17 protein-coding genes are annotated in these 12,549 nt (G+C 35.7%); 7 read left to right on the forward strand and 10 right to left on the reverse strand.

Annotation, left to right across the window (positions count from 1 at the left end):
- The first annotated feature begins 11 nt into the window (after positions 1–11).
- Both IP023_RS09935 and purE read left to right on the forward strand, forming a co-directional pair.
- Entirely contained in the window at positions 12–1,154 is a 1,143-nt protein-coding gene (locus IP023_RS09935; protein ID WP_241790126.1) for a 5-(carboxyamino)imidazole ribonucleotide synthase, read from the forward strand.
- Between the two features lie 6 nt (positions 1,155–1,160).
- The gene (purE, locus tag IP023_RS09940; RefSeq protein ID WP_241790127.1) at positions 1,161–1,667 is read left to right on the forward strand and encodes a 5-(carboxyamino)imidazole ribonucleotide mutase; all 507 of its coding nucleotides are present in this window, start codon (positions 1,161–1,163) and stop codon (positions 1,665–1,667) included.
- A gap of 66 nt (positions 1,668–1,733) precedes the next feature.
- Here the strand turns inward: purE and IP023_RS09945 are convergent, their stop codons facing one another.
- The 6 genes from IP023_RS09945 to bshA form a co-directional block, all read right to left on the reverse strand.
- Positions 1,734–2,159 carry a hypothetical protein gene (locus IP023_RS09945; protein ID WP_241790128.1) on the reverse strand — a complete coding sequence of 142 codons (426 nt, stop codon included), beginning with the start codon at positions 2,157–2,159 and terminating at the stop codon, positions 1,734–1,736.
- Positions 2,150–2,704 (reverse strand): hypothetical protein, encoded by a 555-nt coding sequence (locus tag IP023_RS09950; RefSeq protein ID WP_241790129.1) that lies wholly within the window; start codon positions 2,702–2,704, stop codon positions 2,150–2,152. The genes IP023_RS09945 and IP023_RS09950 overlap by 10 nt, the downstream gene beginning before the upstream one ends.
- 132 nt (positions 2,705–2,836) lie before the next feature.
- Positions 2,837–3,820 (reverse strand): sugar phosphate isomerase/epimerase family protein, encoded by a 984-nt coding sequence (locus IP023_RS09955; RefSeq protein ID WP_241790130.1) that lies wholly within the window; start codon positions 3,818–3,820, stop codon positions 2,837–2,839.
- Between the two features lie 266 nt (positions 3,821–4,086).
- Positions 4,087–4,650: a ribosome recycling factor gene (gene frr, locus IP023_RS09960; RefSeq protein WP_241790131.1), complete on the reverse strand. Its 564-nt coding sequence runs from the start codon at positions 4,648–4,650 to the stop codon at positions 4,087–4,089.
- A 23-nt stretch (positions 4,651–4,673) separates the two neighbouring features.
- Entirely contained in the window at positions 4,674–5,378 is a 705-nt protein-coding gene (gene pyrH, locus IP023_RS09965; RefSeq protein ID WP_241790132.1) for a UMP kinase, read from the reverse strand.
- Positions 5,379–5,449: 71 nt separating this feature from the next.
- Positions 5,450–6,592, reverse strand: a complete 1,143-nt coding sequence (gene bshA / locus IP023_RS09970; RefSeq protein ID WP_241790133.1) for an N-acetyl-alpha-D-glucosaminyl L-malate synthase BshA — start codon at positions 6,590–6,592, stop codon at positions 5,450–5,452.
- An 83-nt stretch (positions 6,593–6,675) separates the two neighbouring features.
- Here bshA and arfB point away from each other — a divergent pair, with 83 nt between their 5' ends.
- From arfB to IP023_RS09995, 5 genes are all read left to right on the forward strand, one after another.
- Positions 6,676–7,083: an alternative ribosome rescue aminoacyl-tRNA hydrolase ArfB gene (gene arfB, locus IP023_RS09975; RefSeq protein ID WP_241790134.1), complete on the forward strand. Its 408-nt coding sequence runs from the start codon at positions 6,676–6,678 to the stop codon at positions 7,081–7,083.
- 123 nt (positions 7,084–7,206) lie between these two features.
- Entirely contained in the window at positions 7,207–7,575 is a 369-nt protein-coding gene (locus tag IP023_RS09980) for a BlaI/MecI/CopY family transcriptional regulator (RefSeq protein WP_241790135.1), read from the forward strand.
- Positions 7,576–7,608: 33 nt separating this feature from the next.
- Complete coding sequence (locus IP023_RS09985; protein WP_241790136.1) at positions 7,609–8,907, forward strand: energy transducer TonB; 1,299 nt, start codon at positions 7,609–7,611, stop codon at positions 8,905–8,907.
- Between the two features lie 146 nt (positions 8,908–9,053).
- Entirely contained in the window at positions 9,054–9,293 is a 240-nt protein-coding gene (locus tag IP023_RS09990; RefSeq protein WP_241790137.1) for a hypothetical protein, read from the forward strand.
- A gap of 7 nt (positions 9,294–9,300) precedes the next feature.
- Entirely contained in the window at positions 9,301–10,128 is an 828-nt protein-coding gene (locus IP023_RS09995) for a hypothetical protein (RefSeq protein ID WP_241790138.1), read from the forward strand.
- A gap of 2 nt (positions 10,129–10,130) precedes the next feature.
- On the opposite strand, the gene IP023_RS10000 is transcribed toward IP023_RS09995, so the two are convergent.
- From IP023_RS10000 to IP023_RS10015, 4 genes are all read right to left on the reverse strand, one after another.
- Positions 10,131–10,403 (reverse strand): chaperone modulator CbpM, encoded by a 273-nt coding sequence (locus tag IP023_RS10000; RefSeq protein ID WP_241790139.1) that lies wholly within the window; start codon positions 10,401–10,403, stop codon positions 10,131–10,133.
- Positions 10,404–10,407: 4 nt separating this feature from the next.
- Positions 10,408–11,310, reverse strand: a complete 903-nt coding sequence (locus IP023_RS10005) for a DnaJ C-terminal domain-containing protein (RefSeq protein WP_241790140.1) — start codon at positions 11,308–11,310, stop codon at positions 10,408–10,410.
- 83 nt (positions 11,311–11,393) lie between these two features.
- Positions 11,394–12,194, reverse strand: a complete 801-nt coding sequence (locus IP023_RS10010; RefSeq protein WP_241790141.1) for a hypothetical protein — start codon at positions 12,192–12,194, stop codon at positions 11,394–11,396.
- A 1-nt stretch (position 12,195) separates the two neighbouring features.
- On the reverse strand, positions 12,196–12,549 hold the full coding sequence (locus IP023_RS10015; protein WP_241790142.1) for a GntR family transcriptional regulator: 354 nt from the start codon (positions 12,547–12,549) through the stop codon (positions 12,196–12,198).

Consider the following 12,549-nt stretch of genomic DNA (forward strand, 5'->3'; position numbering starts at 1 on the left):
TAAATAAAATTATGGCAAAAGATTTTTATGGTGAGTTGCAATTAGGTATTCTTGGGGGCGGTCAATTAGGACGTATGGTTATCCAAGAAGCCATTAATTACAATGTAAATGTACATATTTTGGACCCGGACAAGAATGCTCCATGTCGCAAATTATGTAATCATTTTGAGTGTGGCTCACTGAGTGATTATGATACAGTATACAATTTCGGTAAGAATTTGGATATGATCACAATCGAGATAGAGAAAGTTAATGTAGATGCTTTAGAAGCATTAGAAAATGAAGGAGTAGTTGTATACCCTCAATCTCGCATTATCCGTTTGATTCAAGATAAAGGAATGCAAAAGCAATTCTTTAAGCAAAACGATATTCCTACATCGGCTTTCCAATTGATATCCAACAAAGAAGCTTTAACTTCGGCTAATATCCCGCTTCCTTACGTTCAAAAATTGCGTAAAGATGGTTATGATGGTAAAGGGGTAAAGATGATTCGTACCCAGGAGGATCTTTTGACAGCATTTGAAGAACCCAGTATCATTGAGGAAATAGTAGAATTTGAAAAAGAAATAGCTGTTATCGTGGCGCGCAATGATAATGGACAAATTGTAACTTTCCCAATGGTAGAAATGGAATTCAATTCTCAAGCTAATTTGGTAGAGTTCTTGATTTCTCCTTCCACATACAGTGAAGAAATTCAAACTAAGGCGAAAGAATTGGCTATTAAGATAGCAGATAACTTACAGATTGTAGGCTTATTGGCTGTAGAGATGTTCTTGACAAAGGATGGAGAGATATTAGTAAATGAATTAGCTCCGCGTCCACACAATTCAGGTCATCAAACTATTGAAGGTAATTATACCTCGCAATTTGCACAGCACCTGAGAGCGATTTTTAATCTTCCATTAGGAAATACAGATACGATCAACACTGCAGTGATGATAAATGTATTGGGTGAAGAAGGATACGAAGGATTAGCAAAATATGAAGGTGTGGAAGATATATTAGCCATGGACGGTGTCTATGTTCACCTTTACGGTAAAAAATACACCAAACCTTTTCGTAAGATGGGGCACGTATGTATCGTAAATGCTGATCGTGAATTGGCGATTAGTAATGCTAGAAAAGTACAAAAAATATTAAAAGTAAAAGCTTAAAAATATATGAGTTCAGAAACTATTCAAGTAGGGATTATAATGGGAAGTAAATCTGACCTTCCTGTTATGCAAGATGCTGTAGATGTATTGAAAGAATTAGGTGTTAGTTTTGAAGTAACTATTGTTTCGGCACACCGCACACCACACCGTATGTTTGAGTATGCAGAGCGTGCTGCAGAAAGAGGATTGAAAGTAATCATCGCTGGTGCTGGTGGTGCTGCACATTTACCAGGAATGGTAGCATCAATTACACATTTGCCTGTGATTGGTGTTCCTGTAAAGTCATCTAATTCTATAGATGGATGGGATTCTGTTTTATCAATATTGCAAATGCCTAATGGTATCCCTGTAGCTACTGTAGCGCTCAATGCAGCAAAAAATGCGGGTATATTAGCGGCACAGATTATTGGCACTAATGATAACCAAATCGGAACTAATTTATTAGCTTTTAAGAAAGGCTTAAAAGAGAAGGTAGAAGAAACGGCTACAGAAGTCGAGAATATGAAATTTTAATACCTGATATTTATAAGACATAAAAAAAACAGCATAGTAAATATGCTGTTTTTTTTATGTCTTATATTATTGAATTCGTTTCTTTCGAATGTAATGTTTAGAGCGTATTAAAAGTTTGCTACTAGTAATAACTATTAATACGGATATACAAGCTGACAAGCCTAAAGCACCACCATAGCCCTGAAAAAACTGACTAGACTTAAAGTATATTAAACTAAAAAATAAACTTGCTAGGCTAATATTAAGTATTGTTTTTGTTTTTTTGCGTGTACTCATGCCAATAAATGATCCTCCGATAAATACATAAGGTATTTGATCGGTAGGTACTCCATTGGAAGGGGTAAAGTTATGACATATTAATGTAATCACTAATGTCAATGAAGCAGATGCAAGTACAGGGCTTACCTTATCATACTTGTTGTGAAATAGATAGGTTCCTATAGCTGCTATTAGAGCCGAAAGCGTAAGCGAAAGATAGTATGTTAGATCCATTCGACGATATAATATAATAAATAAGCTAATACAACGCCGATAAATGCTAAAGTTCCTAGCTTGCCGCCAATACCATTCATTATCGTTTTTGCTAATATATAGGCAAAGAAGCAGAAGCAGGATGCTAATAGTACAAATACATATCCTTTTTGGATATTTGTCATAGCGATAAATGCACCACAATAAATTGCCGCAGGCAATGCAGCGATATATTTGTTGTCTCTAAATATAAGTGGTAATAGTCCGGCCAAAACTCCAGTTATTGCGGTAGCGAGTACAGCATCTAAGTACAAATGATGGCGTAGGATCCAAACCATAGTAGCACCACCGAAAATCCATATTCCACTTTGCCAAGAGTCATATTGAATATGATATTCTCGGATATAACTATGGAAATATGAGGCAAATAAGAAGATAAATAATATTATAAATGGTAACACATAAAAGTGCTGTTGCTGTTCGTATATTATCCCTCCTATAAATAGACATTGCAGTGCCGCGATTAAGAATAGCAGACTATAGAGGAGCGTTTTTCTTACTTTCATGAATGGCGCAAAGCTAAATGAATATTCTTGAAAAGGCAAATTTATGCTTTTATGCAATGACATATACCTACAAAAAAAGTCGCTTTCATATAGTATGATAGCGACTTTGTAGCGGTAATATTATCTATTTATTTATTTAGCTAGGTATTTTTGTACATAATCATAGCTTTTTTGAATACTCTCAAATTTGTTGGGGATGTAAATGTCATCTTGTTCCACAAAAGCTAATTTTAAACCCGATTCTTTTTCGCTATCTTTTAATAGTGTATAATCTATAGCACCAGTTCCTACTTCTGTGTATTTGATTTTGCCGAAGATAGAATCAAGTGGCAATTTGTCATAATCTTTACCAACAATTGTTTCTGTATAAGCTTTACTCATATCTTTGATATGCCACATGGCAAATCTTCCAGGGTATTTTTTGAAATAGGATTGTGCTGTTAAACCAGATTTTTCAATCCAATACATATCCAACTCAAAAGTTACTAGCTCAGGGTCTGTAAAGGCTAACAGTATATCTAATCCTCTAGTGCCGTTTGCAAATTCTCTAAATTCCCAAAAATGATTGTGATAGCCAATAGTTTTACCTGTTTTTTTTGCTAGTTCCCCTGCTTTATTTAGTTGTTCTGCTGCATATTTATAATCATCTACTTGAAGATTATTCAAATCATGCATCGGTGTTACTGGGGCAATGATATAGGTTTGACCCAATTCGCCCGCTATATCTATATATTTCTCTATACTTTCTTTCTCTGTACTGTTGCGATCTAGATACTTGCTCATATCATAGTGGCCACTATGCGTTGCTAGATTGATATCTGCTAAATATTTTTTTAACTCAGGAACTTTCATTCCCCAAAAAGAATTATTCACCACATCTACACCAAAGGTCTCGATATGAGAATACCCTATTTTAGCAATCGTTTCTAAGGTAAGTTTTGTGTCTTGTACTAAGAGGTCACGTAAAGAATATGCCTGTAATCCGATATTAGCAAATGGGCCATTTCCTTTAGAAATGTTGGTATTAGCACATGAGGACAAAAAGGAAGATCCTACATATGCTCCTATAAGGCCGATACCTGTTTGTTTAATAAAATTTCTTCTTGAGTTTGACATCTGTTTAATTTAATTAGGTTTCTATTAGGGGAAATTAATATTTCCTTTATACTGATTTAGCTTCTGTCTATAATGTTATCCCAAACAAATTCTACGTATATATAGGTTGATTAAACTTATATTAGCAGCACCTTTTATTAAAAATTAAAGAAAATATAGGTTCGTTATCATAGATTTATTTAAGGTATACTTAAAGATATAAAATCTATTTCATAAAAAAAGGCTTCTGAATTTTCAGAAGCCTTTTTTATACGTTTTAAACTGAATTATACAGTCATGATATCTTTTTCTTTCAATTCTGCTAATTGATCAACTTTAACGATGTATGCATCTGTTAATTTTTGAACTTCAGCTTCACCTACTTTGATCTCATCTTCAGAAGCACCATCATTTTTCAATTTCTTGATAGATTCGTTAGCATCTTTACGGATGTTACGGATAGCAACACGACCTTTCTCTGTTTCTTCTTTAGCTTTTTTCACTAGATCGCGTCTTCTCTCTTCCGTAAGAGGAGGAACATTTAAGCGAATTATAGAACCGTCATTTTGAGGGTTTAAGCCTATGTTTGAGTCGATAATCGCTTTCTCGATTGCGACTAACATGCTTTTTTCCCATGGTTGTATTACGATTGTACGTGCATCTGTAGTGTTCACATTCGCAACTTGTGCCAATGGAGTTGCAGAGCCGTAGTAATCTACATGGATACCATCTAACATAGATGGACTAGCTTTACCAGCACGAATTTTAGTCAGTTCAGACTCCGTATGACCAACTGCTTTAGTCATTTTCTCTTTGCAGTCGTCCAATTCGATGGATATCAGTTCGTTCATATGTTTTGTGTTTTTATTCTAAATTAACTAACAACAGTACCGATATGCTCACCATCAGCTAATTTTTTCAAATTACCAGGTTTGTTCATATCAAATACGATGATTGGTAAATTGTTCTCTTGACACAATGTAAAGGCTGTCATATCCATTACATTTAATCCTTTGGCATATACTTCTGTAAACGAGATATTTTCATATTTCGTAGCGTTAGGATCTTTCTCCGGATCTGCAGTATATATACCATCTACACGTGTACCTTTCAATACTGCGTCAGCATTGATCTCGATCGCACGCAATGAAGCTGCGGTATCTGTCGTGAAGTAAGGGTTACCTGTACCAGCACCGAAGATTACAATTCTACCTTTTTCTAAGTGTCTAACAGCTCTTCTACGGATAAATGGTTCACATATTTGTTCCATTTTTATAGCTGTCAATAAACGCGTTTTTAGTCCTACTTTTTCTAAAGCATCTTGCAATGCCATACTATTGATTACGGTAGCTAGCATGCCCATATAATCTGCTTGTACACGGTCCATGCCCGATTTTTCGGCACTTAACCCTCTGTATATATTGCCACCACCGATGACGATTGCTATTTCAAGTCCTTGGCTATGAATTTCTTTAATATCATTCGCATATTGAGCTACACGATTAATGTCAATACCATATTGTTGCTCACCCATTAAGGATTCACCGCTAAGTTTTAGTAGGATACGTTTATATTTCATCTTAGATATTTTTGGAGTTTTTCCAAAAGCCAAAGATAGGACTTTTTTTTAACCCTTTATTCCTCTAATATTTATTTATTGTATTTTTTTACGCGTTCGATTATAGATTCATAGTACTCTTCGTAATCAGGCAATATTTTCTTGATATCAAATGTTTTGGCATGTTGATATGCAGCCTCCTTAAATTGCTCTATGCGGGTACAATCTTCCAATATATAAGTTGCATTTTTGGCCATATCCGCTACGTCACCTACATTACTCAAAAATCCTGTGACAGCATTTACATTGAGCTCGGGTAAGCCTCCTGTATTAGATGATATAACAGGGACACGGCACGCCATGGCTTCCAATGCTGCTAAGCCAAAGCTTTCGGATGAAGATGGCATTAAGAACAAGTCCGAAACGGATAATATCTCTTCTATAGCATCTTGCTTACCTAGGAATCGTATACAATTGGAAACACCCAATTGTCTAGATAGCTCTTCAGCATTGCTACGTTCGGGGCCATCACCCACCATCAATAGCTTACTAGGGATTTTTTGATTTACTTGATGAAAGATACGTACCACATCTCCTGTATTTTTTACCTTTCTAAAATTGGAAGTATGTACCATGATGCGTTCATTGCCGGGGGCAATAGCTTTCTTGAAGTGTTCTCTATTTTTATTAGCAAATCTATTGAGATCAATAAAATTGGGGATTACTTTTATGTCAGTAGTTATATCAAAAGATTCTAAAGTCTGTTGCTTTAAGCTTTCGGATACCGTCGTAACACCATCAGATTGATTTATCGAAAAGGTAACAACAGGCTTAAAGCTTTTGTCTTTACCTACCAATGTTATATCTGTACCATGTAGTGTTGTCACCACAGGGATATCTATACCATATGTTTTCAAAATCTGCTTTGCCAAGTAAGCAGCAGAAGCATGGGGGATAGCATAGTGAACATGCAATAGGTCCAATTTTTCAAAACGTACCACATCTACGAGCTTACTCGCTAAAGCGGACTCATACGGCGGGAAATCGAATAAGGGGTATTGCGATATCGCTACTTCATGATAAAATAAATTCTCCGAAAAGAAATCTAAACGCGCAGGCTGATTATAGGTTATAAAGTGAACCTGATGCCCTTTGGATGCAAGGCCTTTTCCTAATTCTGTAGCGACTACACCAGAGCCACCAAAAGTGGGATAACAAACGATACCTATTTTCATGAAGAATGTTTATATATTTAAAACAATCAAAAGTAAGTAAGGTTTTAGTATGATTTTGCAATAAATACGTAAAAGTTTTAAATATGTTCATTAATAGAGAAGATTTGCACCGTGAAGTGAGGTTTAAGACATCGCGATCGGGTGGAGCAGGGGGACAAAATGTAAATAAAGTAGAAACTAAAGTAACGCTGCTTTGGGATTTTTATGCCGCCAATAGCATCAATATATACCAAAAGGAATGTATTGCTCGTAAATTGGCTAATCGTATTCAGGCGGATGGACTGCTATATCTGGATTCTTCGGAAAGCAGAAGCCAATTGGAAAATAAAGAAATAGCGCTCGATAGATTAGTGAACTTGTTGAATACCGCTTTAATGCCTTCCAAGAAAAGAATAGCAACACGTATACCTCGATCAAAAGTATTGGCGCGATTGGAAGGAAAAGCAAAACATGCCAATAAGAAATCCAACCGCCGTTGGCGAATGGATTAATACATATTTTAACAATATTTCTCTGAAAACTAAAAAAATAGTTGTAAAACTAAAACTTTAGTTTTAACTTAGTCTTGTAATCGATTATAGGCAGACGTGCCCTTATTATTAAATAATAGAGTTATGGACGAAATTAAAGAATTAACAAAGGCAGAGGAGCAGATCATGCAAGAGCTGTGGGATATGGAAGGAGGCTTCGTCAAAGAAGTGATCGACCGATTACCCGAACCCAAGCCTGCTTATAATACAGTGTCTACTATTGTACGGATCTTAGAGACCAAGGGTTTTGTAGATCATGAAGCATTCGGCAAAAGTCATCGTTATATTCCAAAGATTCAAAAGGACGTGTATAAAAAGGTGATTGCAGACAAATTGTTAAACGGTTATTTTGACAATTCACCCAAGCATATGCTATCTTTCTTTTTGGAGGAGAACAAATTAGATGTCAAAGAGCTAGATGAGTTATTGGCTTTGATAAATAAACACAAGTAGTCGGCTACGGCTACTTTATAAACTTAGAGAATTATGATTTACTTACTTATTGTGACTCTTGCTTTGGCAATAGGCTATGTGCTATATCTAATAAGTTTTAGAAACCTTACTTTTTTTCAATGGAATAGGTTTTACTTATTAGGGATGGTGCTCGTCTCTTTATTGATACCAATAGGATTATTTATCGACCTATCTATGTATTTTTCAGTAGCAGAAAACCTTCCTACGATTCATTTTACGTCAGTAATAGATGATGTTGTGGTTATAGGTAATAATACTTCGCAGGCAATCTATTTGATAGATTTCATCTTTTGGTTTTATTGGATTGGGGTAGGCTTGTGTAGTATACTGTTGCTATTGAAGATTGGGAAGCTAAGAAGTGCTTTCCTACAACGTCCTACATACAGTAGTTTTTCTTTTTTCAATAAGATCGTATTAGGGGCCAATGTGCAAGATATCCAAGAGATCAATGATCATGAAAAAGTCCATGTACAACAGGGACATTCTTATGATATTGTATTGCTCGAGATAGTAGGTATTTTCAACTGGTTTAATCCTATTGTTTATTATATCAAGAAAGAGCTAAAATTTCAACATGAATGCATCGCAGATGAGATCTGTTCTACGGATAAGGTTTCGTATGCAGAGTTACTATTAGCGCATGCCATGCATACAGATGTAAATCTATTGCGGCATGAGTTTTCAAATCATTCATTTTTAAAGAAAAGAATTATGATGTTATTCAAGAATAAATCAACAAACAATAAAAAGCTATTTTACTTATTTACGCTTCCGCTCGTGGGGGTATTGGTCTTATCGACCTTAGTATTCAACACGTCCAAAGCGCGTGAATTCGTACAGGTCGTAGAAAATAAAGTAGAAGATGTATCATTGCCATCCCCAAAAATAGAGGATATCAGCAAAGGGATTGCGGATCAGTCGATCGAGGAATTACAACCTGTAAAAATAATAGATACCACAAAAAGGAAACTACTAGAAGGAGGGGACGAGCTATTTGTAACAACAGAAATAAACCCTGAGCCACCAGGTGAGATTGAAGCATTTCGGAAATGGATAGGGGAGAATTATCAATTTCCACAAGAGGCTATTGATGCTGGACTTACAGGTACATTGGAAGTTAATTTTATTGTGGAAAAAGATGGGGTACTAAGTGATATTCACATTACCAAAGACTTGGGCTTTGGAACAGGTGAGGCAGCAGTAGCGCTAATGAAGAAATCTCCCAAATGGTCTCCTGCGATACAAAATGGACAAGCAGTTCGTACTGCATATACATTGCCTATTCGACTAGATTTGTCAGCCATGGATTAAGATCGTGATATTGGAGCCTCTTTTTAAGAACGAGTAGAGGTAATGGCTGAGCCAAAAGGGGGGATTTCAACTTTTAGAAAATATATTGGTGATCATTTGGAATATCCAAAGCGTATCAAGGATATAAGGAATTAGGGAAGATTGAAATGTATTTTGAAATTGATAGCAACGGAAAACCTACTAATTTTAGGGTAATCCGTGAAACGGATAGCAACTTAGGAATTTCACTAAAGACGTTAATTGAAAAATATGGCGATTGGGCTCCTGCACTAATTAATGGACGTAAAGTCGGATATAGATATAGTATTGAGGTGGTATTGAAGTATGTAAATAGTGTAGGAACCATAGAAGTGATGGGGCTAAAAAGTGGTGATTTCATAAGTTAATCTACATATGTCTAGGATTAAAGTATTTTTTTATAGTTGTTTATTACTATGCTGTAGTTGCAGTTCTTATCGCTTTGCTAAGGATGGCATATTTGTCAACGATGTAGACGAGTACTTTAATCCTAAAGAGGAAATCAATGTATGGTTGTATTCCAATTTCTATCCTTATCGCGGACTTGATAAGGGCTTACGTATCGGTAGTCTATATGATTCGGACAAGGCAGTATTAAAAAAAATAGGCTGGAGCGGTAAGCATGCTAAGTTATTGTTCTCAGCTATTCCGGAGTCAGGTCCAATATATCATATCATCGCTATTCAACATTTGCGACAAAATTTGAATCTAGAGGATATGGACAGGCTAGCAGTAGATTCTTCCTTTTTTTACCAAAGAGATTATAAGATGGAACAATTAGATATCAGGCATGTGTATATACCGTATGGGCGAGATAGAGCATTGAGCTTGGTATACTATAGCAGTGCAGCGCAGTATGACGCTTGCCCATTTTGCAAATTGGATTACTTAGCCCGTATCAATGCCAATGCGTTGCAACATCAAAAATCTTCTGCCCTTTCTTGGCAGATAAATGAATGTGCCGATGCGGAAGTTGAGGGAACACGAATTGCGGTAAATGTCGACTTTATAAAAAAATATAAGTATTTATTTTTAAAAGTTTACGCAGATTATGGTACATCAACAGGGATCCAATATTTTCAAATTCTTAATAGCAAATCTATCCCAGCGCTAAAATTGAAACTCTGTCCAGATCGCTATATTGTAGAATGGACAGATAGCAAGCACTATATTCTTCAAGTTGATACCCTTGTGGTGAAGTAAGGTTACTGATTATTCAGTAATCTTACTTTCTCTTGTAGATCATTGATTTTAACCAGCAATTGCTGTACTACATCCAATGCTGGGAAGTTCAATTCCAGTTCATGATGCCAGGTATAGTATTTTTCTACCTGTGGCAATTGTTCTTCATGGAGGTATTCTTGACTTTCTATATATTGGATTTCTATCAAACCATGTACATGCAACTCATGTATAAATGTCGTTTCAATCTTGTAGGATTGGCAAATATCATTGATTTTATATAGTTGATTTTCCATGTGATTAGTTATTTAGGGTAGATACTTTTTGTAATAATTCCAATTGTTCTTCCGTCAATGAAGTCGGTATTTTGATGTTTATCTCTGCATAATAGTCGCCAAAAGCATTTTCCTTTTTATAAACAGGAAATCCTTTGCCCTTCAGGCGTATCTTAGCGCCATTTTGAGTATATGGTTTTATCTTTACTTTTACTGGACCTTGAAAGGTGTCTATCACAGCATCCCCACCTAATATTGCCGTAAATACATCGACATCAGTCTTGGAATAGATATCATTGCCTTTGCGGTCATATTTGGAATCTTGCTGTATATGAAAAGTGATATATATATCACCATTAGGACCGCCATTTTGCCCTTGACCTCCTTGTCCAGCAAGTTTTATCTTCTGCCCATTTTCTATTCCTGCCGGGACAGTGATCCGTATGTTGCGACCATTGGCGGTAAATGTTTGTTGGTGCGTGGTTGCTGCTTGCTGTAGGGTAAGCTGTACATCGGCGGTATAATCTTGGCCTCTAAAGTTTGTTTGTCTGCCTCCCCCGCGTCGTGAGCCAAACATCTGCTCAAAGAAGTCAGAGTATTCGCCCGCATCATAGTTGCCATTATAGCCAAATCCATCAAATGGATTTTGTCCTCCTCCAGTGTTACGTCCATATTGTTGCTGTGCACGTTGTTGCTCATCACCATGCTTCCAATTTTCACCATATTGGTCGTATTTTTTTCTTTTCTCAGGATCCGATAATACCTCATTGGCTTCATTAAGCTCCTGAAATTTCTTCTTAGCTTCCTCGTCACCAGGATTTACATCGGGGTGATATTTGCGTGCCATCTTGCGGTATGCCTTTTTTATCGCATCCGTTGTTGCAGTCTTTTCTATTCCTAATACTTTATAATAATCTAAAAATGCCATACTTTGCTATTTATTTAAAAACAATGAAAGATAAGATTTGTTTACGAAAACAACATAAGGCTTTGGTTTCCCAAAGCCTTATGTTATTTGTTTAAGTTGTAATAGCTGAGATTGCCAGTAGGATAGATATTAACATACATTTGCTGTTTTTCTTTTTCAAGTTGTAACGATTCAAAATTATTATCTACATAATTGCTTGTTTGCTTTTGTCTCTTGATATTTGATTTTCCTATTAGCGATGCACGGAGGCTATCGATAGCATTTAATGGGTCTACATATACCATGCTATTATATATCTTCATATCAATGTTTGGTACTATGCAATGCGTAAGAGTTAATGTTGATCTATCTTTTACAGTTATATTCTTTAGGCTAAATTGATGTTCTCCTGAAAGGATAATATCTGATTTATTTTCTATCGCTAATTCTAATGATGGTTTATCGGTAGGTAGTAACTTTACGATACCAATATTGTTTAGCACTATATTATTTGTGTTGGAACTTAGTTCTAAAGCTATTGATGGATTAAAATACCCTTCTTTGATCTTTACTAGGAGTGTATCTTTATTCGTTGTGAACAGAAGGTGGTCCAGTTCGAAAGAGCTGATTTTTGGGTGCTGATTATTAGCTGATATATTCATTGTTGAATAGCCAAATAAATAATTGTTATTTCCTGTTATCTTAATGACTTTTGTACCCGTAGGAATTGAATAACTTTGTTTTTCTATAGGTTTTTCAAACTTCAATATTATTGCCGATAGCCAATCAGTAGGTATTTTTTCCTTTTTATTGTTAACAAATACTGTAGCCGTTAGCTGCGGTATAGCAATTAGCAGTATTGTTAGTGCGATGGAAGCACTTATGAGAATTGTATATATTTTCATGTTATGCATGTTTATAAAGGGTTACTATTTCTTGTTCACTAATACCAAGCAGTTTTGCAGTATGCAATGCTTGTACTAGTTCATTTGCCTTGAAAGATTCTACACGGAGCTTTTTGATAAGTATAGATGCATCTTTTACCACAAAAAAACCTATCCCTCGTTTGTTGTAGATAATATTATCGTTTTGCAGCTTTTCATAGGAACGCATTACCGTATTAGGATTGACCTCTAACTCTGCTCCCAAATCTCTGACGGATAGTATTTTCGTATCTTCTGGCCATTCTTGTTGTAGAATACGCTCATATACATATTCTACAATTTGTAGATATATCGGTTTGTCGGTATTAAAATCCAT

It is taken from the genome of Sphingobacterium rhinopitheci, assembly GCF_022627575.1.
In the GTDB taxonomy this organism is placed as follows: domain Bacteria; phylum Bacteroidota; class Bacteroidia; order Sphingobacteriales; family Sphingobacteriaceae; genus Sphingobacterium; species Sphingobacterium rhinopitheci.

Bases quoted from the DNA above. Each gene is read 5' to 3' on its own strand.
- IP023_RS09935 (WP_241790126.1), top strand. From the start codon at position 12: ATGGCAAAAGATTTTTATGGTGAGTTGCAATTAGGTATTCTTGGGGGC.
- purE (WP_241790127.1), top strand. From the start codon at position 1,161: ATGAGTTCAGAAACTATTCAAGTAGGGATTATAATGGGAAGTAAATCT.
- IP023_RS09945 (WP_241790128.1), bottom strand. From the start codon at position 2,159: ATGGATCTAACATACTATCTTTCGCTTACGCTTTCGGCTCTAATAGCA.
- IP023_RS09950 (WP_241790129.1), bottom strand. From the start codon at position 2,704: ATGAAAGTAAGAAAAACGCTCCTCTATAGTCTGCTATTCTTAATCGCG.
- IP023_RS09955 (WP_241790130.1), bottom strand. From the start codon at position 3,820: ATGTCAAACTCAAGAAGAAATTTTATTAAACAAACAGGTATCGGCCTT.
- frr (WP_241790131.1), bottom strand. From the start codon at position 4,650: ATGAACGAACTGATATCCATCGAATTGGACGACTGCAAAGAGAAAATG.
- pyrH (WP_241790132.1), bottom strand. From the start codon at position 5,378: ATGAAATATAAACGTATCCTACTAAAACTTAGCGGTGAATCCTTAATG.
- bshA (WP_241790133.1), bottom strand. From the start codon at position 6,592: ATGAAAATAGGTATCGTTTGTTATCCCACTTTTGGTGGCTCTGGTGTA.
- arfB (WP_241790134.1), top strand. From the start codon at position 6,676: ATGTTCATTAATAGAGAAGATTTGCACCGTGAAGTGAGGTTTAAGACA.
- IP023_RS09980 (WP_241790135.1), top strand. From the start codon at position 7,207: ATGGACGAAATTAAAGAATTAACAAAGGCAGAGGAGCAGATCATGCAA.
- IP023_RS09985 (WP_241790136.1), top strand. From the start codon at position 7,609: ATGATTTACTTACTTATTGTGACTCTTGCTTTGGCAATAGGCTATGTG.
- IP023_RS09990 (WP_241790137.1), top strand. From the start codon at position 9,054: ATGTATTTTGAAATTGATAGCAACGGAAAACCTACTAATTTTAGGGTA.
- IP023_RS09995 (WP_241790138.1), top strand. From the start codon at position 9,301: ATGTCTAGGATTAAAGTATTTTTTTATAGTTGTTTATTACTATGCTGT.
- IP023_RS10000 (WP_241790139.1), bottom strand. From the start codon at position 10,403: ATGGAAAATCAACTATATAAAATCAATGATATTTGCCAATCCTACAAG.
- IP023_RS10005 (WP_241790140.1), bottom strand. From the start codon at position 11,310: ATGGCATTTTTAGATTATTATAAAGTATTAGGAATAGAAAAGACTGCA.
- IP023_RS10010 (WP_241790141.1), bottom strand. From the start codon at position 12,194: ATGAAAATATATACAATTCTCATAAGTGCTTCCATCGCACTAACAATA.
- IP023_RS10015 (WP_241790142.1), bottom strand. From the start codon at position 12,549: ATGGATTTTAATACCGACAAACCGATATATCTACAAATTGTAGAATAT.